Origin of the sequence: Thauera phenylacetica B4P, assembly GCF_000310225.1 — a bacterium.
In the GTDB taxonomy this organism is placed as follows: domain Bacteria; phylum Pseudomonadota; class Gammaproteobacteria; order Burkholderiales; family Rhodocyclaceae; genus Thauera; species Thauera phenylacetica.
In genome coordinates, this window is sequence record NZ_AMXF01000001.1 from 85,065 (window position 1) to 108,536 (window position 23,472).

13 protein-coding genes are annotated in these 23,472 nt (G+C 64.8%); 12 read left to right on the top strand and 1 reads right to left on the bottom strand.

Annotation, left to right across the window (positions count from 1 at the left end; all coding sequences use genetic code 11):
- Positions 1-234: 234 nt before the first annotated feature.
- The gene (locus tag C667_RS00400) at positions 235-5,247 is read right to left on the bottom strand and encodes a helicase-like domain-containing protein (RefSeq protein WP_039920405.1); all 5,013 of its coding nucleotides are present in this window, start codon (positions 5,245-5,247) and stop codon (positions 235-237) included.
- Positions 5,248-6,121: 874 nt separating this feature from the next.
- Here C667_RS00400 and C667_RS00405 point away from each other — a divergent pair.
- From C667_RS00405 to C667_RS00455, 12 genes are all read left to right on the top strand, one after another.
- The gene (locus C667_RS00405; RefSeq protein WP_157302034.1) at positions 6,122-6,976 is read left to right on the top strand and encodes a tyrosine-type recombinase/integrase; all 855 of its coding nucleotides are present in this window, start codon (positions 6,122-6,124) and stop codon (positions 6,974-6,976) included.
- 260 nt (positions 6,977-7,236) lie between these two features.
- Positions 7,237-7,935 carry an autoinducer binding domain-containing protein gene (locus C667_RS00410; RefSeq protein WP_004354912.1) on the top strand — a complete coding sequence of 233 codons (699 nt, stop codon included), beginning with the start codon at positions 7,237-7,239 and terminating at the stop codon, positions 7,933-7,935.
- A 74-nt stretch (positions 7,936-8,009) separates the two neighbouring features.
- Entirely contained in the window at positions 8,010-8,423 is a 414-nt protein-coding gene (locus C667_RS00415) for a DUF4902 domain-containing protein (RefSeq protein ID WP_157302036.1), read from the top strand.
- 329 nt (positions 8,424-8,752) lie between these two features.
- Positions 8,753-9,322, top strand: a complete 570-nt coding sequence (locus C667_RS00420) for an acyl-homoserine-lactone synthase (RefSeq protein ID WP_004354914.1) — start codon at positions 8,753-8,755, stop codon at positions 9,320-9,322.
- Positions 9,323-9,559: 237 nt separating this feature from the next.
- Complete coding sequence (locus tag C667_RS00425) at positions 9,560-10,084, top strand: sigma-70 family RNA polymerase sigma factor (RefSeq protein WP_039920465.1); 525 nt, start codon at positions 9,560-9,562, stop codon at positions 10,082-10,084.
- Between the two features lie 170 nt (positions 10,085-10,254).
- On the top strand, positions 10,255-10,503 hold the full coding sequence (locus tag C667_RS24485) for a FecR/PupR family sigma factor regulator (protein WP_004354916.1): 249 nt from the start codon (positions 10,255-10,257) through the stop codon (positions 10,501-10,503).
- 308 nt (positions 10,504-10,811) lie between these two features.
- Complete coding sequence (locus C667_RS00430; protein ID WP_004354924.1) at positions 10,812-11,084, top strand: MbtH family protein; 273 nt, start codon at positions 10,812-10,814, stop codon at positions 11,082-11,084.
- Positions 11,085-11,092: 8 nt separating this feature from the next.
- The gene (locus tag C667_RS00435) at positions 11,093-11,833 is read left to right on the top strand and encodes a thioesterase II family protein (protein WP_004354928.1); all 741 of its coding nucleotides are present in this window, start codon (positions 11,093-11,095) and stop codon (positions 11,831-11,833) included.
- Positions 11,811-12,536 carry a 4'-phosphopantetheinyl transferase family protein gene (locus C667_RS00440; protein WP_004354930.1) on the top strand — a complete coding sequence of 242 codons (726 nt, stop codon included), beginning with the start codon at positions 11,811-11,813 and terminating at the stop codon, positions 12,534-12,536. Before C667_RS00435 ends, C667_RS00440 begins: the two co-directional genes overlap by 23 nt.
- A 46-nt stretch (positions 12,537-12,582) precedes the next feature.
- The gene (locus C667_RS00445; RefSeq protein WP_039920407.1) at positions 12,583-13,560 is read left to right on the top strand and encodes a TauD/TfdA family dioxygenase; all 978 of its coding nucleotides are present in this window, start codon (positions 12,583-12,585) and stop codon (positions 13,558-13,560) included.
- A gap of 25 nt (positions 13,561-13,585) precedes the next feature.
- Positions 13,586-18,925, top strand: a complete 5,340-nt coding sequence (locus C667_RS00450) for a non-ribosomal peptide synthetase (RefSeq protein WP_004354933.1) — start codon at positions 13,586-13,588, stop codon at positions 18,923-18,925.
- On the top strand, positions 18,922-23,469 hold the full coding sequence (locus C667_RS00455; RefSeq protein ID WP_004354935.1) for a type I polyketide synthase: 4,548 nt from the start codon (positions 18,922-18,924) through the stop codon (positions 23,467-23,469). Before C667_RS00450 ends, C667_RS00455 begins: the two co-directional genes overlap by 4 nt.
- The last annotated feature ends 3 nt before the right edge of the window (positions 23,470-23,472 follow it).

The following is a 23,472-nucleotide window of genomic DNA, read 5'->3' on the forward strand; positions in this document are numbered from 1 at the left end:
TGGCTTAAATAGCAATGGGTGTTAGTAAAAAATTCAGCATCAAATTTTACTAACGCGTTTGCACACCGGCAAGAACTGTCCTTGAATCCTTCTTGCTGCCGGTTGGTCAGAGGTTGGGGTTGCGTCCGTTCGTCCCTCATTGAATCTTCGCCGGCAAACATGGCCGGCCAGATTCGATGATGCGATGGCTGGAGGGACAAAAAAATCCCCCAGCCTTGCGACTGGGGGAGTCCATCATGCGGCGGCAAGCGCGGCGTCGGCATCAGCGTCAGCCGCGTGGCTGCCGGCCTCGTCCTTCGTGAGGTCGAGTTGCTTGATCAGTTCCGCCTGACGCGCTCGTAGCGTGTTCAGGCGCAGCTCGTGCTCGAACGGCCGGCTCAGCTCGACTTCAAGGTCGGCCAGGCGCTTGCGGCGTGCCTGCAGCAGGGTTCTGGCTTTGTCGGCCAGTTCCTGGACGGAGCCAAGCGTGGCGAGCAAGCCCGCCACGAGCGCCGGTCCCGTCTGGTAGGGCGTTGCGTTGTACACGGCGTTGCCTGCCAGGTAGAGCTCCGGCACGTGCTCGCCGCTCGCGCAGACGATGCCCAGGTCGAATCCGCCGAAGCACCCGAAGACGCGGTCGACGCGTGTGTGTGCGCTGGCTGCCTCTTCTTTCGCCGCCAGCACCTTCGCCCGCAACGCCTCGCCGACCGAGTCCGGTCCGACGATGCGCCGCTTGCCCATCTCCACCGTGATGGAGCCCATCTCCTGCAGTTCCAGCCGGGACAGGTCGGCCTCGTGGGCCGCCAGCTTCTTCTCCAGCGCCGCGATCGACATCGGCAGCTCGGTCACCTCGCGCTCGTTGGCGTAGCGCTGGTTGCGCCACACCCACTGCAGCGTCGAGAGCTTGGCCACCTCCGCGTCCACGCCCGCCTTTTCGATGACGAGCGGGTTGCCCGAGGCCAGGGCTTTCACCTCGGCGTAGGACAGGGCCGCGAGCGCCACGTCTTCGACGGAGCGGATGCCTCGATCCCCGCGCATGACCTGCGCGATGAAGCGCGCCTTGGTCTCCAGGGTCTGCCAGGAGTAGGCGTCGAAGGAGCCCTCGGTGACGTAGCGGAAGATGTCCACTTCCTCGTTCATGTTGCCTTGCCGCAGGATGCGGCCCTCTCTCTGTTCCACGTCGCACGGGCGCCATGGCGCATCGAGGTCGTGTTGAGCGACCAGGCGATCCTGCACGTTGGTGCCGATGCCCATCTTCTGGGTCGAGCCGAGTAGCACGCGGATGCGGCCTTCCCGCACCGCCTTGAAGAGCTTCGCCTTTTGGGCGTCGGTGTCCGCGTCGTGGATGAACGCGATCTCCTCTTCGGGAATGCCGGCGGCGATGAGCCGCATGCGCAGATCCTCGTAGACGCTGAAGGCCCTGCCGCCCTTGGGGGACGACAGGTCGCAGAACACCAACTGGGTACCGCGGAACTCCGCCGTGCGCTGCCAGACGGCATACACCTCGCGCACGCACGCGGCGACCTTGCCTTCCGTGTCGAACCGCGCCGAGGGCGCGATCAGCCGGAAGTCCAGCGCCGCCTTGCGGCCGTCGTTGGTGACCGCCAGCATGTTGTCCTCGTCAGGCTTTACATGACCGCTGCGGATTGCCGCGGCACGTTCGACCAGGGTCTGCACGAAGGCCTTCAACTGCGGGTTCGGCGGGCAGGCCACGATGCGGGCCTTGCCGCCGTGCAACTTGGGCACCGGCAGCTTCAGCATCTCGGCGGTCTGGATGTCCGCCACCTCCCCGAAAATCGACATCAGCTCGGGCACGTTGATGAAGCGCGCGAAGCGCGTGTGCATCCGGTAGCCGCTGCCGTCGGGCGCGATCTCCAGCGCCGTCACCGCTTCCCCGAAGGTGGCGGCCCAGGCGTCGAACTGCTGCAGGCCCAGTTCGGCGAGCCGCTTGGGCTGCAGGTAGCGCTGCATGGTGTGGATCTCGGCCATGGTGTTGGCCACGGGCGTCGCGGTCGCGAAGACCACGCCCCGCTGACGGTTGCCGTGCAGCTGCATCGTGTAACGCGTCTTCTGGTACAGATCGAAGGCGCGCTCGGAACTTGCCATCGGCAAACCCGCCACCCGCATCTTGGAGAAGCGGAACAGGTTCTTGTGCAAATGGGCTTCGTCCACGAACAGCCAGTCGATGCCCAGTTGCTCCCAGGTCAGCAGGTCGTCCTTCTTGCCCTGAGCCGACAGCTTGTCCAGGCGCGCCGCCCAGCTCTTTTTCATCTTTTCCAGTTGCTTCACGATCCGGTTGGACCGGTCTTCGCTCTTGGCCGCACGCACGGCCAGTTCTATGTCATGGATGACCTCCTTGATGAATCCCTCGGTGAACTCGGGGGATGTCTTGATGCGCTCGAAGCTCGCGTGGGTGATGACTACCGCGTCCCAATCGCCGGTGGCGATGCGCGAGATGAGCTCCCTGCGGCGGTCGCCTTCCAGGTCTTCCTTCGTGGCCATCAGTACCGAGGCCTGGGGATAGAGCCGGACGAACTCCGCCGTGTAGCTTTGCAGCATGTGATTCGGAACCACATGGCAAGGCTTGGCTGCAAAGCCCAGCCTGCGCAGCTCCATGCTGGCGATGACGCACACCGCCGTCTTGCCGGCGCCCACCGTGTGGAACAGCCCGGTGTTGCCGGACTGCACGATGCGCCACACCGCGTTCGGCTGCTGCGGGTGCAGCTTGAAGCACTGCGAGAAGCCCGGCAGCACCAAGTGCGAACCGTCGAAGGTCCGCGGCCGGGTGGCGTTGAACAGCCGGTTGTAGAGCGCGCACAGCCGCTCGCGCCGGGCCAGGTCTTCGAAAGCCCAGGTGGCGAAGCGGTCCTTCAGCAGCCCGAGCTTCTCCCGGGCGGCAAGGGTTTCGTCGGAGTTGACGACGTAGGTGTCCTTGTCGGGCACCGGATCCTTGACCGTCGGGGTCTGCACGTTGAGCGCGCACAGCACCAGGGCGACCGCATGCATGCGCGATGTGCCGAACTCCTGGGTGGCCTTGACGCTTTGGCGCACCGACCACTCGGAGTATTCGACCGACCACGCACCCGCCTCGCCGGAATAGCGGACCTTGCAGTCCTTGATCTCCAACGCTTCCTGCATAAAGGCCTCGACGTCGGCTGCCGGGATCCAGACCGCACCCAAGCGGACTTCGATGGATGCCGGCGGCAGATCTTCCGGCTGCACCTTCTCCAGTGCCTCGGCGTTGCGCCGGTAGGCTGGCCCACCCATCCTCGCTTGGTCGAGCTTGACCTTGACGTTGCCGGACAGGTACTCGTCGGCCGTCTTCCAGGTCTCGTCGAGAGGGTCCTGAAAGATGTGCCCGGCTTCCGCTAGCGCCGCCGTGACCGCCTCTTCCGGTGCGGACAGCAACTGCGCCATGTAGCCCGGATCGACCCGGCCGCGCCATTGCATCGACGCCGCCAGCGCCGCCGTCGGCTCGTCGGCCGAGGTCGGCGCCGTCACGCGGCGCAGCGTCCGTTGGGTGAACAACGCCGCCTTGCGGGCGGTTTCGGTCTCCTCGTCGTAGTGCTCCAGGGACAGGAGCAGGGGATAGTCCGGGTCGCGCCGGAAGGCGAGCGCATTGGCCCGCGTCGACAGGTAGCCGTACTTCGCCACGCAGCGGTCGTAGGTGCCGTTCAGCATGGCCCGCAAGGGACGCAGCTTCTCGTCACCGTCCTCAGCCAACTGGGCGTCCAACAGTGCGCGGGCATGATCCCGGATCGCGCACATGCCTGTGATTCTTGCCCGCTGGGTGGCGTTGAACTGCTCGTGCACATCGACGAGCGATCCGCCATCCACCCGGTGTATCCGGCTGTTGCGGATGCGGAAGGTTCCTGGCCTTGCACCAGGTTCGGCGGGGACCGGCGCATGCACCGCCAGGGCGGCGGTCTTGGCGGTGCGATAGATGCCCTCGGGCAGCATCGCGATCCGCTCGGCCAATGCGGCGGGGAGGTCACCCTCGTAGACTGCTGTCGGCACTTCCTCGTAGCCGTTGCTTTCCATGCGCAGGCGGCCGATCACCCATTCGGGATGACGGGCGTACCACGCATTGACCGGCATGTAGGGCCGGCGGTGGCCCGGGTCGATCAAGCCGTCAGGGGCCTGGAAGCGCTCGATCCAGTCGCCATCGACCGATTCCGAACCCTCGCGCTTGCGCAGGATCAGGACGTCGGTTTGGACTTCCGTGCCCGCCAATTCGGCAAAGGCGCCCTTGGGTAGGCGGATCGCACCCAGCAGGTGAGCCTGGGACGCAAGGTGCCGGCGCACGGCCGTGCTGTGCGATTCCAGCGTGTGGCTGCTGGTGATCAGGACCACCAAGCCACCCGGTCGAACCAGATCCAGCGAACGGGCGATGAAGTAGTTGTGGATGCTGAAGCCGGCGTAGGGCCGGTTGTTCGCGTCCGGCACCTTGTAGTTGCCGAACGGAACATTGCCGATCACCAGATCGAACCAGCCATCCGGGAAGGACGACTTCTCGAATGGCGCGATGTGCACGGTGACGCCGGCCGGCGTGTACAGGGCCTGGAGCAGCCGCCCCGACAGACGGTCGATTTCCACCGCGGTCAATTGGGAGGGTGCCATCAGGTCTTCCGGCATGGCGCCGATGAAGTGGCCGATACCGGCCGCCGGTTCGAGGATGCGCCCACCGGTGAAGCCCAGCCGCCGGACGGCCGCCCACAGGCCATTGATCACGTCGAGCGACGTGTAGTGGCTGTTGTTGACCGATGCCCGGGCCGACTCGTGGTCGACTTCGCTCAGCAGGGACTGCAACTGCTGGGCCCGTGTGCTCCAGGCCGGATCCTTCCCTTCGAGGTTGAACGCTGCCGGGAGGCTGCCCCAGCCGGTGTAGCGCACCATGGCTGAGCGCTCATCCTTGTCCGGCGAGCGGTTCCCGGCCTCGATTCGGGCCAGGACCTCGACCGCGCGCATGTTGGCTTCGAACTTGGCTACGGCGCTCCCCAGGCCTTTCAGATCGGCGGGATGCAATCGCGGGACGGCTTCCCGGACGACGCTGTCCGATTCGGCGACGGTGAGTCGCCAGCTCTGTACTCGGGGCGCTACGACTTCGATGGCTTCATCGCGGGGAATCGCTGCGACGTGCACCAGAACTTGCGCCGTTTGGGGGCCAGGAAGATGTCCCGGACTGACTGGCGTATTCGCTGGGCCAGCTTCAGGTTCGAAGCCGGGGAGCCAATACGAAATGGAAACAAATGTGGCTTTCTTCGCCATGTTGAGGACTCCGGATAAACAAGGAGTCCCCACGCCCGTCATGAGGAGTGGAACTCCTCGATGGGGTTGAAGGTGCGGGCCGAAGCAGTGCAGACCCAGACTGCGACGTTCGGTCGTCTCACGACCGGGCTGCTTGCGATGCATGTGTGGCGTCTCGACAGCGCGTGACGCTCGTTGTGCGGCAGTGCCGCTTTCTCCGGCGCAAGGGCGGCGGAGGCGGCACTTCTTAGCGAGGGGCGGGTAACGACCGCGACGCCGATGAGGATCGGATCGTCCGTCAGGACGTGCGCCGGGTCGCGATGACCCGCAAGCCGGTTCAGTGTCGCGCGTGCGACGGTCACCGTGCGATGGCCCGCGAGCGCGCCACGTCCAAATCTCTGGCGTGCCCGGGTCTTGGGGATGCCAATGTCACCGGCCGTCCTGGCCGACAAGGAGATGCCGTGTCACCTGGGAAGCGTGTTTTCTCGTCCGGTAGGCGGTGTGGGGCGGTTGTTTGTGGCGGGCTGGGCATCGAGCCCGTCCATTCACACGGGGATCGACCTCAGGAGCGGAATCGCTTGCGGTGGGGTGTGCATGAGCAGTGCGTGTTGTGCGCGGACGGGCGAGTGTGGGCTGGGCGCATCCGACCCACCTCACGGGCGGAAGCTGATGTCGAGTTCGGCCTTCTTTGGGCCGAACTTCTCCTGTCCCGCATGGGGCTGGATCGAGAGCATCGGAGGCAAGCCATTCCGCATGCACCGCGCTTGAAATGCACAGTGAGTCAACCCGCCTGTCCATTGCGATACTGAGGGCAGTCCTTGCCGGGGGGACCTATGACGCCGTTGCTGCCGCCCATGGTTTGACCCGGACGGCCATCGAACATCGTGTCAAGCGCTTGGCCAAGCTGCTGCAACGCAAGGTCGGTATCGACGGGCTCAACCCCGAGGCGACGGGCTATGTGCACAAGCTGCGCGCAGCAAGGGCAGGTGTTGATGCGGCGCTCAATCAGTTCGAAGCCGGTGAGGTTCTGCCCGATGCTCCGCCCCAAGTCCTCTCCGACAAGGATGTGAGAACGATGATCCATCGGGCGGGTCTGCGCAGTCCGACGCCGCTGCGCGACATGGCGCTGATTCACGTCGTGCTGGCCACGGGTGCGCGACCTCTCGAGGTGGCAAGGTTGGAGATTGCTGACTACCTTGAACCGGGTGGGGCCGTGCGCGCCTGCTCGGTGATGCGCGCGGCGGTGTCGATGAACCGCAAGGAGCGTCCGCTGTTTTTTCGGAGCGCGGCGGCGGTCAAGGCCATCGATAGCTACTTGGCCTTTCGCCTCGTGCAACACGGAATGGTGCCTGAAGCCGAGGCGCCCTATCGGGGCTTCACGCCGACCGACCGGCTCTTCCTCAACGACGCAGGACAGCCCTACGTGGTGCAGTGCCAGGACGTGGACGGGCGAACTCGCTTCCTGTGCCGCCAGATGCTCGACACCTACCGCCGCATCTTCAAGCGCATCAACATGCATGGCCTCTCGGCGATGACTCTCAGACGGACGGTTGCGTTCCGGCTGGATGCGCGCGGTGCTGACGAGGAGCAGATTGGACTGATCCTCGGGATCACGGAGAAGCAGGCCGTGCGGGAACTGCTCCCCAGAAGGCCGGAGATTTTCGAGCTGATGACCGATCTCTACACCGACGTCGAGCTACCGATGAGTGTTCCCGCCGGCGCGATGCTGGACGACCGCTTGCCTGGATGAGGTACCGGTACATGGGCGCCCGCGTCATTGCCTTGTTATGCGATGCTGCTAAACCGTGCGGCTTGTCTACGAAGGCGTGCTACTCTAAAAAATCAAGCCGGAATTCTGTCCACCCAGGGGGCCTGATTGGTCAAGGCAGACGGAGCCGAGCAGCGCTTGTCGCAAGACAGCGGTTCCCATTCCTGTGGAGCCGCTCGGTTCGAACCCTGGGCAGCCCACGGGGCACAACCGAGCGGGTCCCCGCTTGTTCGGAGGTGTTGATGACTTGGGCGGATGACCTGCTCCACGAGATCGATCGGGCTGACAGCGAGCGCGCCTTGTTTGACAAGGTGCAGCACGCAGCCGAGCAATTGGGCTTCGAGTATTGCGCGTACGGCATGCGGCTTCCGGTGCCGGTCACCAGTCCGAGGACCATCATGCTCAACAGCTACCCGACGCTCTGGCAGCAACGCTACGCCGAGCGCAATTATCTCGATGTCGATCCGACGGTGCAGCTGGGGGCGGTGTCGCAGCAGCCTATCATCTGGGGCGACGAGGTCTTCGCGACGACGCCCGAACTCTGGGACGACGCGCGTGACGCCGGCTTGCGTGTCGGCTGGGCGAAGTCAACGCTGGAGGGGCTGAGCGTCGGCGGCATGCTGACGCTATCGAGAACCAGCGAGCCACTCACGGACAAGGAACTGGCTGCGAAGGAGCACCGCATGCGTTGGCTTGCCCAAACCGCGCATCAGGGGTTCCGAAGGGTGCTGGCGACGAAGTGGAGCATCCCATTGTCGATCCGGGAAAAGGAGGTGCTGCGCTGGGCGGCTGATGGCAAGACCGTCACCGAGATCTCCGCAATCCTGGACATCTCTGTGGCCACGGTCAAGTTCCATACCCGCAATGCCGCGGAGAAACTCGGCGCTGTCAATCGCACCGCGGCAGTTGCCCGTGCGGTCGCCATGGGTTTGTTGTTTTGAGTGCAAGGACTGCCGATACTCATGGCGTCAGGAGCCCAGGATGGGCGTCCGAAGTTCAAGAGGTGAATCGATTGGTGGAAACCGAAGCCAAGCCCCCAGCGCTTCGTGATGGCTTCCTGCGGATCGCACTCGAGGATCTGCTGGCTGTTCGTTTGGTGCATCTGGTGTCTGGCCTGGACGAGGATGATCCGAGTCAGGTGCGTCGTTGCGGGACCATAACCTCCATCATGGGGTACACCGAATGGGTGAGTGAGGGGATGGCCGAGCCTGTCTCGTTGGGTTGGGACTGGCGCCTTGATCGATTGCAGACCGGTGAGGCGAACTGCATGCGGGTTGGCTTGCCGCGTTCGAATGTGATGCTCATCGACAGCGCCAAGCGTGATTACGGCTGGGACCGCAATTTGCAGGTGCTCGCCAGCATCGTCGACGCCATTCCATGGGCAGGTGAAACGCGTGCTGCCATTGAGCGGCGCACTATCACCACCTGACCAGTCCGCGTCAAGCAGCCCCAGACTTGCTCTGCCGCAGATAACCTGAAGTCGGAAAGGGTCTTGTTGTCCTGGGCGGGCAGAATGCCCCGCCTCTTGTCCTGAGAGCCGATCGTCATGATGCCCGCCGTCTGGTGGGCCTGGCGAGCCCGCCTGCTCACGCCATGGCGAGCGGTGCTGCGCTGCAGCGGCTCATCGCCCAGGACTTTCCATACGCAAAAACCGGACGCACAAGGCATCCGTTTGTGCACCTGAACAATAGGGGAGTTTCCTTACGTCCATAGGTTGATGTGAAATGCGAAGCATTCGCATTTATCAATGGGCATCAGATGGAAATCCTTGCAGGTACGCAGCGCACCCTGGCCAACGACATGATGGGTCGGGTGGCCCGGTTCCGGTACCGGGTCTTCGTCGAAATGCTGGGCTGGGACCTGCCGTGCCGCGACGGGCTCGAACTGGACCAGTTCGACCGGGAGGATACGGTGTACCTGGTCGCCCGCAAAGGGGAAGAGGTGGTCGGCATGGCGCGCCTGCTGCCGACCCACAGACCCTACCTGCTGGGCGAAGTGTTTCCGCAACTGATGGGCTCGCTGCCCGTGCCCAGGGATCCCGAGGTGTGGGAGCTCTCTCGCTTCACGGCGGTCGATCTCGAGGCGGGGCCCGTTGGCGGCGCGGCCAGGCAGTTCTCCTCGCCGGTTGCGGTCAATCTGCTGCGCTCGGTGCTCAAGGTGGCTGCCGAGCATGGTGTTCAACGTCTCATCACCGTGTCGCCGCTCGGGATTGAGCGGCTGCTGCGCCGTGCGGGCTTTCTGGCCCACCGTGCCGCATCTCCCATGGTGATCGATGGCCATCCCATCTTCGCCTGCTGGATCGAAGTGCCTCAATTGAAGAGCCATTGATGGCCGGCACAGAGAGCCGTTGCTGGCAGGACCAACGCCAATTGGCTTCGTCCGGCGTTGCGGGGCTACAGCGCGCGTCGTTCCCTTCTTCCGGCGGTCATGTCCAGTGCAATTCCAGCACCTCAGGCCGCCGCGCACCGTGGGATCACCAGGAAGACGCCGCCGAGCGTCGGTGTTTCTCGCTGAAAGAGCATCTTGTGCCGCCCCTGGGTGGCCGACCTGACCAGGGAGGTCTTCATGACGACATCTGATCCGCCGAAACATGCGCTGGTCGAGGTCTATCTCGCGCGCCGCAGCGATCTTCGCTCGATTGCCTCCAGGATTGTCGGCCGCCACGACCAGGTTGACGATGTCTTGCAGGATGCCTACCTCAAGCTGGTCGACGGGGTGTGCGCTCGGGAAGTCCTGAACCCGTTCGGCTATTGCTGCCAGGTCGTGCGGAACATGGCTCTCGACTATTGCCGGCGCCGCGTGGTGGAAGGCAGTTGCATTGTCAGCAGCCCGGATGGCGATCTTCCCGAGGTCGAGGGCGGCAAACCGGCCGATGCGGGCATTGACGAGCGCCGGATGCTCGAGCGGATCGAGGTCGCGCTGGCTGCGCTGCCGCCAAGGACGCGGTTCGTGTTCGAACTGTATCGCCTGGAAGGCAGGACCCAGCGGGAGATCGCCAAGATCGTGGGCGTCTCGGCCACGCTCGTGAATTTCATGATCAAGGATGTGATGACGGTGCTCGCTGGCTGCCGCGACATTCTTGACGACTGAAGGCACCAGGGCATGCACGCTCCCCGCCGGAGCGGACAGAGTGGTTTCGTCGTCCAGGCAACAACGCCGTGATGCATGCACGCCGGTGTCGATACAGGTTGTAGCACTCTGGTCACAGTGCTTTCATCTTGATATGGTTAGGGGCATTGCTGCATGACCGCGCTCCTTCCATGAACAACAAACCTTCGCCTCGCCAAGACGCCTGTTGGGACGCTGCCTGGACCTGGGTCCAGAGGCAGCATGAGGTGGGGTTTGACGATCCGGCCTTCAACGCAGAGTTGGCGGCCTGGTTGCAGGCTGATCCCGCCAACCGGGCTGCCTACGACCAGGCGGCAAAGATCTGGCTGGTTGCGGGTCTGGTGCCGCCGGTCAACGATCTTCCGCCACCATCCCGATGTAGCGACCCTGCCGGCGAGTGAGCATCGCGGGCGGGGTGTAGTTCTCCATACTTCCCTTCCACTGCCAATGGCGGCGACCGGTCTCCGGTCGCCGCCATTTGTCTTCATGGGGGCCGCCAAGCGGCTGGCGCGGCTGTTGGCGCCCCCTTGCTTGCGCTGTCCTGTTGCGAGCAGAGGATCTCGCTGCCACGTCGTGAGACGGGCCGGGACGACGATGGACTAAACAAATTCTCGGCTGCCTCGTCTTGATGGCAAGGACGGGCAATTCACGAGAGGCAACCGCCGCTCGGCGCCCGGCGCCCTTCACCTGCAACGCAAGGAGATGCCAGATGACGACGAGTTGCTTCGATCGCGAGGATGAAACCTTCATCGTCCTCGTCAACCATGAGGGCCAGTATTCGATCTGGCCGCACTGGAAGAAGGTGCCCGGTGGCTGGACCGCCGTGACGGACGAGAAAGGTATTCAGATCAAGGGTGACAAGAAGACCGTTCTCGAATACGTCGAGAAGACCTGGACCGACATGCGCCCGCTGTCGCTGCGCAAGTGGATGGACGAGCAGGCCGCCAAGGCGGCGGACGCTTCCGCCGTAGTCACTCAGTGACGCCTTCCATGCGGCCCCCGTACGTCGACCTGCTGGCTCTGCCGTGCGCAGGCGCGAGCGCCACCATGTACCTGCGCTGGCGTCGCCTGCTCCCCGAGTGGATTCGCATCGTTCCCGTGGAGCTGCCGGGTCGGGGTGGCCGCCTGGGCGAGCCCTTCGTCGAGGATTTCGAGCAGCTCGTTGCGCAGCTTTGTGATGAGCATGCCGACTCGCTGCGCGGCCGCTACGCCCTCTTCGGACACAGCATGGGCGCCTTGCTGGCCTATGGCATTGCCCTGCGCCAGCGTGCGCTGGAGCGGCCTTTGCCGTGGGCGCTGTTTGCGTCCGCCAGCCCGGCACCGTCGCAGCGGGATCCGGAGCGTTTCGCCGGCAAGAACGACGATGCAGCCTTGGTCGCCGATCTGCGCAAGCAGGGCGGCACGCCGGAAGAGGTGTTCGCCAGCGAGGAACTGCTGCGGATCACGCTCGACACCCTGGGGGCTGACTACCGCGTGTGCGAGAGCTTCCGTCATGTCGAGTCGGCGCCGTTGCCTGTTCCCGTCCATGTCTTTGCGGGCAAGAACGACGACATCGCTGCTGGGCGCATCGAGGCGTGGCGCCAGGAGGCGGGTGGTCGGTTCTCTCTGGATTGGTTCGACGGGGGCCACTTCTTCATTCGTCCGTGCGAGCGGGAGGTGTTGGCGGCCGTCGTGCGCGATCTGGTGCATCGATTTTCTGGAGCAGAGCATGCAGCAGCTTGCACTGCCTGATTCCGTGCCTGCACACGTCCAAGTCTGGCGGCTTGACCTGGACCTTGCCGCGCCCGTGGCCGACGCTGATTGGGCGGTCCTCGCCGAGGACGAGGGGGCGAGGGCGCTTCGGTACGCGAAGGCCGAGGACCGCGTGCGCTACGCGACCACCCGCGCCGCTTTGCGGCGTCTGCTTGCCTCTCGGATGCGGCGTCGCCCACAAGATCTGCGCTTTTTTGTTGACGCCCGGGGCAAGCCGCAGCATGCCCAGCCGTGTGGGGCGGATCTGCGCGTGGAGTTCAACGTGTCCCATGCCGGCTCCCATGCGCTCATCGCGATTTCGGGCCGCGGCGCCGTCGGTGTGGACATCGAGCGCTGCGATCCGTCGCTCGACGTTCCGAGCCTGGAACTGCAGGTGCTTTCTGCCCGCGAACGGCAGATGGATGCCGGACGGCAGCCCGGGTTCTTCGAGCGCTGGGTGGTGAAAGAGGCAGTGCTCAAGGCGGTCGGTGTGGGCGTGGCCGACCACCTCCAGCGGCTCTCCGTGGAAAAGCCCGCAGCGGGCGACGACCGTCGCTATCGCCTGCACGACGCTGAACCTGCTTGGCCCCGGCTGGGCGCATGGCGACTCGATGCCCCCGCGGGATATGCGGCTGCCGTGGCCTGCGCGCTTCACGAGGAGCCCCAGCCGTTCCTCAGGCGCGCTGCAGCGGCGCCGTGTTAGCGGACAGGCCGCTCAAGACGATTTTGGCTGATGGGAAGGAGCCGACATGAGTGAGGTATTGACTCGATTTGAACGCAAGGCGCCGGCGGGATCCGATCTGCCCGTGCTGATCACGCCGTCCATGCCAGGGGAGTCGCTGCTGGACGCTCAGCATCGGTTGCGCTCAGACATCGAATCCATGGTTTCGACCGTCGGAGGCGTGCTGCTGCGGGGCTTTGCTGTGCCCAGCGTGGAAGATTTCCGTGCATTTGCGGCGGGCTTCGGCCATCCGCTGCTTTCTTACGATTTTGGCTCCACCCCGCGCACGGAGGTTGGCGGCGGCGTCTACACGACGACCGAGTACCCAGCCCACCAGTCGATTCCGCTGCACAACGAACAGGCCTACACCCGCATGTGGCCGATGAAGGCTTGGTTCCACTGCGTCACACCGGCAGCGGAAGGGGGGGAGACACCGATTGCCGACAGCCGGGCGATCTACCGGCGCATGCCTGCGGCAATCCGGGATCGCTTTGCGCCCGGGATCATCTACGTGCGCAACTTCGGTGACTTCGATGTGCCTTGGCAGAAGGTGTTCAACACCGAGAGCCGTGACGAGGTAGAAGCCTTTTGTCGCAAGGCTGCGATCCGCTGGGAGTGGAAGCCCGACGGGGACTTGCGTACCACGCAGCTGTGCCAGGCCATCGAGACCCATCCGGTCACCGGTGAGCTGGTGTGGTTCAACCAGGCGCATCTGTTCCACATCTCCAACCTGCAGCCCGAGGTGCGCGAATCGCTGGAGGAGTTGCTGGGCATCGAGAACGTGCCGCGCAACACCTACTTCGCCGATGGCTCCCCGATTCCCGACGCCATGCTCGATGACGTGCGGGCGGTGTTGGATGCCGAGACGGTGTCGTTCCTGTGGGAGAAGGGGGACGTCACGATGCTCGACAACATGTTGATCGCCCATGCGCGTTCGCCCTTCAAGGGGCCGCGCAAAGTGGTCGTGGCGATGGCCGAGCCCCACGACAACCTGGACAAGTTCTGAGCCTGCCGGCCAGCAAGGACACCCGATGACGATTCAAAACATCTCTCCGGATCACGCCTTCACCCCTCCGGACAACTTCGTCGAATGCCTTCGGCGCCTCGCGGCGGACCGGCCAGAGGATGTGGCGCTGATCGTCGCGGAAGAGCGGGACGGCCAACTTGTCGAAGCGGCGCTCACCTATCGAGCGTTCGACCAACGCGTGCGAGCTCTGGCTTCTTTGCTGCAGCGCCGCTTCGACAAGGGCGACCGGGTGCTGATCCTGCTGGATAACGACGGTGACTACGCCGCCAGCATGTTCGCGTGCTTTTTTGCGGGCGTGATTGCGGTGCCGGCGTTCCCCCCTGAGTCGATTCGCCCCCAGCACCTGGCCCGCCTGACGGGCATCGCCGCCGATGCCCAGGCACGCGGCATACTCACCGCCAGTGCGATTCAGAGCTTGGTTGGCGGGGCCGCCGCCCAGTTTGGCCTGTCGTCGGTGATCGCCGTGGATGAGGTCGACCTCGCCACTGCGGACGAGTGGCATCCGCACGAGCCTGCGCCCGAGGACGTCGCCTTCCTGCAGTACACCTCCGGCTCCACCTCATCTCCCAAGGGCGTGATGGTGACGCACGGCTGCCTGATGGCCAATGAGCGCGCGATCCGCGAAGGGCTCTCCATCGGTGCGGACGACAAGTTCGGCGTGTGGTCGCCCCTGTTCCATGACATGGGCTTGATCGGCGGCCTGCTGCAGCCGTTCTACAGCGGTATCCCTTGCGTGCTGTGCTCGCCGCGTTTCTTCCTGGAGCGACCGGTGCGCTGGCTCGAAATGATCTCCCGTCATCGGGTCACGATCAGCGGCGGTCCGGACTTCGCTTATCGGCTGTGCCTGGATAGGGTGAAGGAGACTCAGGTCGACGGACTGGATCTCTCGAGCTGGCGCATTGCCTATACCGGTGCCGAGCCGGTGCGGCATGACACCATGGACGCCTTCATCGAGCGCTATGCGCCGGTTGGCTTCCAGGCTGGCGCCGTGTATCCGTGCTACGGCCTCGCCGAGGCCACGCTCTTCGTGACCGGCGGGCGACGCGGCAGCGGCATGGTGGTGAACCGGTTCGATGCCGACGCGCTGTCGCGGCGCACAGCCGTGGAGGCGGCCGGTGGCACGGCGCTGGTCGGTTGCGGCCGGGTGCCTTCCGCCCACGAGATCCGCATCGCCGACCCGCAGACTGGCGAGGTTGCTGCGGCTGGCGCCATCGGTGAGGTCTGGGCCGCTGGCCCCAGCATTGCTGCGGGTTACTGGAACAAGCCGCGCGAGACGGCAGAGGCTTTCGTCGAGCGCGACGGCACCCGATGGCTGCGCACCGGCGACCTCGGCTTCGTGCGCGAGGGTGAGCTCTTCGTGGCCGGCCGGCTCAAGGACATGATCATCGTGCGCGGGCACAACCTCTACCCGCAGGACATCGAGCGTGCCGTCGAAGCCGAGGTGGAGGCGGTGCGCAAGGGCAGGGTGACGGCCTTCGCGGTGGACGTGGATGGGCAGGAAGGCGTCGGCCTCGCGGCTGAGGTGTCGCGCGGACTGCAGAAGCTCATCGCACCCCAGGCGTTGGCCGATGCGCTGAGCGCGGTGGTAAGCGAACAGTGTGGCGAGGCGCCGCGGGTTGTGGTGCTGCTCAATCCAGGTGCGCTGCCCAAGACGTCGAGCGGCAAGCTGCAGCGCAGCGCCTGCCGCAAGGGATGGATGGATCGGTCGCTGGATGCCTATGCACTTTTCGAGGGCGGTCGCGCCGTTGGTGGGCAGGAAGGTGATGCGGAGTCTGCCGGCAACGACGCACCGCCGCTCGATGAATTGGCGCGGGCGCTCGCCGACGTTTGGCGTGACGTTCTCAAGCACGATGCAGCACGGCCTTATGCTGGCGACGCGCACTTCTTCGCTCTGGGCGGAAACTCGCTCGCAGCGGTGCAACTGGCGGCGCGTATTGCGCAGCGGTGGGGCTGCGATTTCCCGCCACGCCTGGTGTTCGAGCATCCCCGCCTGCAGGACCAAGGCGCAGCGATCCGGCGCAGCCAGCAAGCGGGCGTGCGGGAGTCGGCATCCGTCATCCCAGTGCTGTCTGCGGAGCACCGCGCCCAGCCCTTGCCGCTCTCTTCGGCGCAGCAGCGGCAGTGGTTCTTGTGGCAGCTTGATCCGCAAAGTACCGCCTACCATGTCCAGGGTGCGCTGCGGCTCAGCGGCGCGCTCGATGCAGAGGCCATGCGCGAGGCCGTCGCCGGCCTGACCCAGCGGCACGAGTCGCTGCGCACAGTTTTCCGTGCGCGAGCGGACGGCGAAGTGGAGCAGATCGTCCAGCCGGGCGGTTCGCTGGATCTGCATCTGATCGACCTGCGCGATGCCGCGGACACCGAGCGGGAGGCACGCACGGCCGAGGCCCTGCGTGCGCTCAACGCCCAGCCCTTCGATCTCACCCGCGGGCCGCTGGTGCGCGCCGCCCTCGTCCGGCTGGCCGATCAGGTTCACGTGCTGGCGCTGGTGATGCATCACATCGTCTCCGACGGGGCATCGATGCAGATCCTCGTGGATGAGCTGGCGGCGCTGTACGCGGCGCGGCTTGCCGGCGCGGGGGCGTCGACCTTTCCTGCTCTTGACGTTCAGTACGCGGACTACGCCGCCTGGCAGCACGGCCACCCGGACAAGGACGCACATGAACACCAGTTGGCCTTCTGGCGCAAGCAGCTCGAGGTTGAGCCGGGTGAAGCGCAGCCGGTGCTTGCCTTGCCCGCCGATCATCCGCGCCAGCCGGTGGCCCGCTACCGTGCAGCCCAGCACAGCTTCGAGATTCCGGATGAACTGCTCGTGGGCTTGCGCGGGTTGACCGAGTCCCACGGGGCGACGCTCTTCACCGTGCTCTTGGCCGCTTTCCAGGCGCTGCTGTACCGCTATACCGGCCAGCACGACATCCGCGTTGGCGTGCCGGTCGCCAACCGCGGCCGTCCCGAGTTGCAGGCGGTGGTCGGCTTCTTCGTCAACACGCTTGTTTTGCGCTTGCGTCTCGACGGGCGCATGGGCCTTACCCAGGTTCTGGCCCAGGCCAGAGAGGCTGGACTTGGCGCTCAGTCGAACCAGGACCTGCCCTTCGAGCAACTCGTCGAGGCGCTGCAGCCCGAGCGCAGCCTGAGCCACAGTCCCTTGTTCCAGGTGATGTTCAACCACCTTCAGGAGGACTACGGCGCGTTTGCGCGCCAGACCGGTCTGGTCGTGGAGAGGCTGCCGCTGCTCGAACAGGAAGCGCAGTTCGAATTGACGCTGGACACCCGTGAGCATTCGGACGGTCGTGTGACTGCCCATCTGACCTATGCACGCGACCTGTTCGAGCCGTCGCGCATCGAGCGTCTGGCCGGCCATTACATCGTGTTGCTGCGTGCGTTGGTCGAGCGGCCCGAGCAGGCGCTGGGCGACGTTGCAATGCTGGACGGCGAGGAGCTGGGACAGATCGAGCAATGGGCGCAGAACCCGCAACGCTACCCCGATGGGGAGCCGGTTCATCGCCTGATCGAACGCCAAGTGACGCATCGGCCCAATGCGGCAGCCTTGATTCTGGGCGATGAGGCCTTGAGCTATGCGGAACTCGACGCCCGCGCCAATCGCCTTGCACACCGGTTGATTGGCATGGGGGTGACGCCGGAGCAGCGGGTGGGCCTGGCTGTCGAGCGTTCGATCGACATGATCGTGGCTTTGCTGGCCATCTTGAAGGCGGGAGGGGTCTTTGTTCCCTTGGATCCTCAGTATCCGGCCGAGCGGCTGGCTGCCATGGTCGAGGATAGCCGGACCCGGCTCGTGCTTGCACAAAGCCACGTCCGCGAGCGGCTTCCCGCCGGACCAGCGCTGCATGTTCTGGCGCTGGACGAACTCGATCTCGATGGCGAGCCCGCCCACGCTCCTGTGATCGCACTGCACGGCGAGAACCTCGCCTATGTGATCTACACCTCTGGCTCAACCGGCAAACCCAAGGGTGTGGCTGTCGCGCATCGCGCGCTCGTCGAGCACGCCCAGCTGTCGGCGGCGTTTTCCAGCCTGACGCCGGACGACCGGATGCTCCAGTTCGCGACGCTGAATTTCGATGGCTTCATTGAGCAGCTGTTTCCGCCGCTGATCGTGGGGGCGACCGTCGTCCTGCGCGGGCCGGATCTGTGGAGTCCAGACGAGTTCCTGCGTGAGGTGCGCGAACGCCGCATCAGCATCGTCGATCTGCCGACCGCTTACTGGTTCGCGCTGATCCAGTCGTTCGCCCGTAACGGACAACGCGATTACGGCAGTCTGCGCGAGGTTCATATCGGTGGAGAGGCAATGCCCGCCGAGGCAGTACCGGTCTGGAACGAGGCCGGCCTGAGCGGGGTGAAGCTTCTCAATACCTACGGACCGACTGAGGCGGTGGTCGTCGCCTCCCTGCTTGATTGCACCGCCCATGTTGCGGGTGAACGTACTCTGCCGGTTCACATGCCAATCGGCCGGCCGCTGCCGGGCCGCAGTTTACGCGTGCTGGACGTCGATCTGCAGCCGGTACCGGCCGGTGTGGTGGGCGAGCTGTACATCGGCGGCCCGCTGCTCGCCCGCGGCTACCTGGACCGGGCAGGACTCACTGCGGAGCGTTTCGTGGCTGACCCCTTCGACGCGGATGGCGGCGGTCTGTACCGCACCGGCGACCGCGTACGCTGGAATGCTGATGGGGACTTGGAATACCTGGGGCGCATCGACCATCAGGTGAAGATCCGCGGCTTCCGCGTCGAGTTGGGCGAGATCGAGGCGCAGTTGCTGGCGCAGCCCGAGGTCCGGGAGGCAGTGGTGGTGGAGAAGGACGCCCGGCTGGTCGCCTACGTGTCGCCACCGAAGGGGCTGGCGATCGATGTGCGCGAACTGCGCGCCCGGCTCACCCGTGTGCTCCCAGACTACATGGTGCCCGGCGTGGTCGTGTCGCTGGAATCCTTGCCGCTGAACCCGAACGGTAAGGTGGATCGGCGCGCACTGCCCCAACCCGAACGCCCGAGTCAGCTCACATTCGAGGCTCCGCAAGGCGAAGTGGAGGCGGTTCTGGCGCAGCTCTGGGCCGAATTGCTCGGCATTGAGCGTATCGGCCGACGCGACAATTTCTTTGAGCTGGGAGGGCATTCGCTGCTGCTGCTCAAGCTCCACCAGCGCCTCGATGGCCATTGTTTTGCAGTCACTCCTTCCGTCGTCGATCTGTTCAGGTATCCGACGATCGAGTCCCTGGCAGTGTTTCTGACCACAGGCCCAGCCACGGGCGACACGCGGCAACAAGTCGCAGAGCGGGCGGAACGGCAGCGGCAAGCGTTCTTGCCGCGTCGGCCGCAGATGGAGAGGAGCGGCTCATGAGTCATACACCCGAAGCGTTCACTGGCGTCGAGATCGCCATTGTCGGCATGGCTGGTCGCTTTCCAGGTGCCCCGGACGTCGACGCGTTGTGGCGCAATGTCCGCGATGGTGTCGAATCGGTTGCCACACTGGGTGACGAGGACTTGCGCGCACGCGGCGTTTCAGCTGCGGCACTCGCCGAGCCGGGTTATGTCAAGAAGGGCATCCTCCTGGAGGACATAGAGCGGTTCGACGCCGACTTCTTTGGCTACTTGCCACGCGAGGCCGAGCGCATCGATCCGCAGCAGCGCTTGTTCTTGGAGGCGGCGTGGCAGGCCATGGAACACGCCGGCTACGGCGGCGGTACGGGTGCGGCTATGGTCGGTGTCTATGCCGGTAGCGGTCCAAGCCTCTACCTGCTTCAGCATCTGTTGCCGTCAATGAGCCTGCGTGACAGCGACATTGCCTCGCTGCTCGGCCTGCTCAATGGCAGCGACCTCGATTCCCTGGTTACTCGCGTCGCCTACAAACTCGATCTGCGCGGACCGGCTGTTGCGGTGCAGACGGCGTGCTCCACTTCTCTCGCTGCGGTCCATCTTGCTTGTCGAGGGCTGTTGAACCACGAGGCTGACATGGCTCTGGCCGGTGGCGTCTGGATCAACGTGCTGCAGGGCAGCGGTTACCGCTATCAGCCCGGCGCCATCCTGTCACCGGACGGTCATTGCCGTGCCTTTGATGCCAAGGCCGGGGGAACGCTGATCGGCAGCGGCGTCGGCGTGGTGGTGCTCAAACGCTTGAACGAGGCGATTGCCGACGGCGACACCATTCACGCCGTCATCAAAGGGTCCGCGATGAACAACGACGGCGCGGCCAAGGTGGGCTACACGGCGCCGAGCGTCGACGGCCAGGCGGCGGTGATCCTCGCAGCGCAGGCCATGGCAGACGTAAGCGCAGACACCATCGGCTACGTCGAGGCGCACGGCACCGGCACCACGCTTGGCGACCCGATTGAGATCGCCGCCTTGACCCAGGCGTTTCGGGGTGGCACCGACCGCAAGGGCCATTGCGCCATCGGTTCGGTGAAGACCAACGTTGGCCACCTGGACGCTGCGGCCGGTGTGACGGGTCTCATCAAGACAGTCTTGGCGCTCAAGCACCGCACTTTGCCGCCGAGCTTGAACTTCGATGATCCCAATCCGCAGATCGACTTCTCCGGTAGTCCCTTTTATGTGAATACCGAGGCCAAGGACTGGCCCGCGTCGCCTGCGCCTCGGCGCGCTGGAGTGAGTTCTTTCGGCATGGGTGGAACCAATGTGCATCTGGTTCTGGAAGAAGCACCCCAGGACAGCGAAGGTGTCACGCAGCAGAACGACGCCGGTGCGTCCGACGGCGGTATGCAGGCAGTGATGTTGTCGGCGCGCAGCGCTACGGCATTGGACGCAGCCAACCACGAACTGGCAGAGTATTTGGAGAGGCATCCTGGCCTGCGCTTGGCCGATGTCGCCCACACGCTGCGCGTCGGGCGCAAGCACTTCGGCCATCGCGCGGTTGCACTCGTTCGCGACCGGGAAAATGCGATTCACGCGCTCACCCAGCATGACTCGCTCACTTTCTTCCATGGAGAGGCGCTGTCGGATCGTCCCACGGTGGCTTTCCTTTTCCCTGGACAGGGAGCACAGCATACGAACATGGTCCGTGCGTTGTATGAGCGCGAGGCCGTGTACCGGGAGACGGTCGATCGCTGCAGCGAGTTGCTGCGCCCGCACCTGGCACTGGATCTGCGCGAACTGCTGTTTTCTGCGATGTCGGATGAAGTGACGGTAGGGGAGCGACTGGCGCAGACCGCAATCACCCAGCCGGCCCTCTTCGTGGTCGAGTACGCATTCGCTCTGTGGTGGATGCATCAAGGCATCCGGCCTGACGCCATGCTTGGGCACAGCATCGGCGAGTACGTGGCTGCCTGCTTGGCCGGTGTGTTCTCGTTGGAGGATGCATTGAGCATCGTCGCGGCGCGCGGCCGGCTGCTGCAAGCCACTGAGCCCGGCGCCATGCTGGCCGTCAGCCTGCCTGAGACGCACCTGCAGGCTCACCCGTACGCCGGATGCGATCTGGCTGCCGTCAACGCGGCTGATCTGTGCGTGCTCTCTGGTCCCGTCGAGGCGATCGACCAAGCCGAGCGCGGTCTGGCGGGCTGCGGTGTGGCGGTGCGACGCTTGCACGTGTCGCATGCCTTCCACTCGGCCCTGGTCGAACCCATGCTCGGCGAGTTCGAGGCGTTGCTGTCGCGCGTCGAGCTTTCTGCACCTCAGATTCCTTTTGTTTCCAATCTCAGCGGCCGCTGGATCACTGCCGATGAGGCATGCAGTCCGGCTTATTGGGTACGGCATGTACGCGGTACGGTGCGATTTACCGATGGGTTGGACGAACTGTTCGCCAAATCAGACCGCGTGCTGCTCGAAGTCGGGCCGGGCGAGACCTTGAGCACGCTGGCGCGCCGCCATGCGCGGGCTGGTGCGAGGCCGATGCTGGCATCGCAGTGCCACCCCCAGCGCGCGGCGTACAACGCTGACCAGCCGGTGCGCTGCCTGGCGCAATTGTGGGTAGCGGGAGCTGAGGTTGAGGCTGCGCCTCTCTTCTGTGGCGTATCAGGCCGTCGCGTGCCGCTGCCCACCTATCCGTTTGAACGCCAATCGTACTGGGTGGAGCCGCCCAAGGAACCGGCCGGCAAGGTCGCTGAGAAGCCAGCGTCTGTCGGGCGCGACATTGCCGACTGGTTCTACGCGCCGACGTGGAAGCGCGTTCAGCCCCTGGTGCGGTCTGCGGACGAAGCTGCATCTTCTCGCGGCAGCATGCTGGTGATCGGCGACCCAAATGGGCTGACCGACCGGCTGTGCCAAGAACTGCGGGCGATGGGTCGAACTGTGGTTCGGGTGGAGCAGGGGCACGAGTTCGCTCAGATGGGGGCGCACCGCTACGCAGTGCGTCCCGGCGAGCGGGCAGACCTCGAGCGGCTACTGCGCCACGTGGAAGCGGAGGTCGGCCTGCCGTCCGATGTCTGTCATCTGTGGAATGTCGAGCTCGGAGACGTTCCGTCGCAACCGGAAGAAGTGCTTGAGCGCAGCTTCTTTAGTCTGCTGGCGCTGGCGCAGGTGCTGGGTGCCGCGGGCGGGCGAAAGGTCTCGCTCACGGTGGTGGCGAACCAGCTTGAGGATGTGACGGGAACCGAACCTTTGTGCCCAGAAAAGGCGACCCTGCATGGCCCCTGCAAGGTCATGCCGCAGGAGTATCCGCATCTCGCATGCCGGGTGGTCGACGTGCTGCCTTCTGCCGACGCCGATGTGTTGGACCGGGTCGTGCAGCAGATCGTTGCCGAAATCGAGATGCCAGACGGCGAGTCGGTTGTGGCATACCGCGGCCCGCATCGTTGGGTGAGGACATTCGAGCCCGCCCATCCCGCGCTTCGAGGCGAAGAGGCTTCCGCCCAGCGGCTGCGCAAGAACGGCGTCTATCTGATCACCGGCGGCCTGGGCGGTATCGGACTCACGTTCGCTCGCTACTTGGCCCGGCAGTGGCAGGCACGGTTGGTACTGATCGGGCGCAACATCTCGTCGGACCAAGCCAAAGCGGTGGCCGAGCTGGAGGCGCTTGGTGCGGAGGTGTTGCCCCTTCAGGCCGACGTGGCCGATGCTGTACAGATGCGAGCGGCACTCGACGAGGTGCGGCGCCGCTTTGGCGTTTTGCATGGGGTTGTTCATGCGGCGGGTGTGGCGGGAGGCGGCATGATCGCGCAGCGGGAGCGTGCGGCAGTCGAGCAGGTGTTCGCGCCGAAGGTGTTAGGCACTCAGGTGTTGATGTCGCAAATCGCGAACGAGGCGCGTGATTTCGTTGTGTTCTGCTCCTCGCTCGCCAGCCTCGCTGGCGGTTTGGGCAAGGTCGACTATGCCGCCGCAAATGCCTATCTCGACGCAGTGGCAGCGGATGCCGCGCGTTCTCCCGGTGCATCGGTGGTCTCGGTCAACTGGGACGGTTGGCGCGAGGTCGGCATGGCAGCAGGGACGCCGCTGCCAGACCAATTTGGGATCGGACCCGAGCAGGGGGTGCTGATTTTCGAGCGCGTCGCTACCGGTTTTCTGCATCCACAAGTCGTCGTGTCAACGACCGACCTAAGCGCTCGTCTGGACGTGAATGGCGACGCCATTCTGTCCATCATGGCTGCCGAACCGTCCCCACATCGACCCGATCGCAGCCATCCGCGTCCGCGCATTTCTGCTGAATATGTGGCGCCGTCCGGAGACCTTGAATGTGGTTTGGCTCGCATCTGGACCGATGTGCTCGGCATTGCTCCCCTGGGAGCGGATGACAACCTGTTCGAACTCGGGGGCGACTCGCTGCTTGCGATCCAACTGCTGGCCAAGGTGAGAAGCACTTACGGCGTCGACCTGCATCCTGCCGTGTTTTTCAGGGATCCCACGATTGCTGCCTTGGCTGTTCTCATCGAGATGCGTTTGATTGAAGAGATAGAGAACACTGATTCCACGACACATCGCGTGTCCGAAAGCGCTTGAGAG

Bases quoted from the DNA above. Each gene is read 5' to 3' on its own strand.
- C667_RS00420 (WP_004354914.1), top strand. From the start codon at position 8,753: ATGGAAATCCTTGCAGGTACGCAGCGCACCCTGGCCAACGACATGATG.
- C667_RS00400 (WP_039920405.1), bottom strand. From the start codon at position 5,247: ATGGCGAAGAAAGCCACATTTGTTTCCATTTCGTATTGGCTCCCCGGC.
- C667_RS00440 (WP_004354930.1), top strand. From the start codon at position 11,811: ATGCAGCAGCTTGCACTGCCTGATTCCGTGCCTGCACACGTCCAAGTC.
- C667_RS00425 (WP_039920465.1), top strand. From the start codon at position 9,560: ATGACGACATCTGATCCGCCGAAACATGCGCTGGTCGAGGTCTATCTC.
- C667_RS00410 (WP_004354912.1), top strand. From the start codon at position 7,237: ATGACTTGGGCGGATGACCTGCTCCACGAGATCGATCGGGCTGACAGC.
- C667_RS00435 (WP_004354928.1), top strand. From the start codon at position 11,093: ATGCGGCCCCCGTACGTCGACCTGCTGGCTCTGCCGTGCGCAGGCGCG.
- C667_RS00450 (WP_004354933.1), top strand. From the start codon at position 13,586: ATGACGATTCAAAACATCTCTCCGGATCACGCCTTCACCCCTCCGGAC.
- C667_RS24485 (WP_004354916.1), top strand. From the start codon at position 10,255: ATGAACAACAAACCTTCGCCTCGCCAAGACGCCTGTTGGGACGCTGCC.
- C667_RS00445 (WP_039920407.1), top strand. From the start codon at position 12,583: ATGAGTGAGGTATTGACTCGATTTGAACGCAAGGCGCCGGCGGGATCC.
- C667_RS00455 (WP_004354935.1), top strand. From the start codon at position 18,922: ATGAGTCATACACCCGAAGCGTTCACTGGCGTCGAGATCGCCATTGTC.
- C667_RS00430 (WP_004354924.1), top strand. From the start codon at position 10,812: ATGACGACGAGTTGCTTCGATCGCGAGGATGAAACCTTCATCGTCCTC.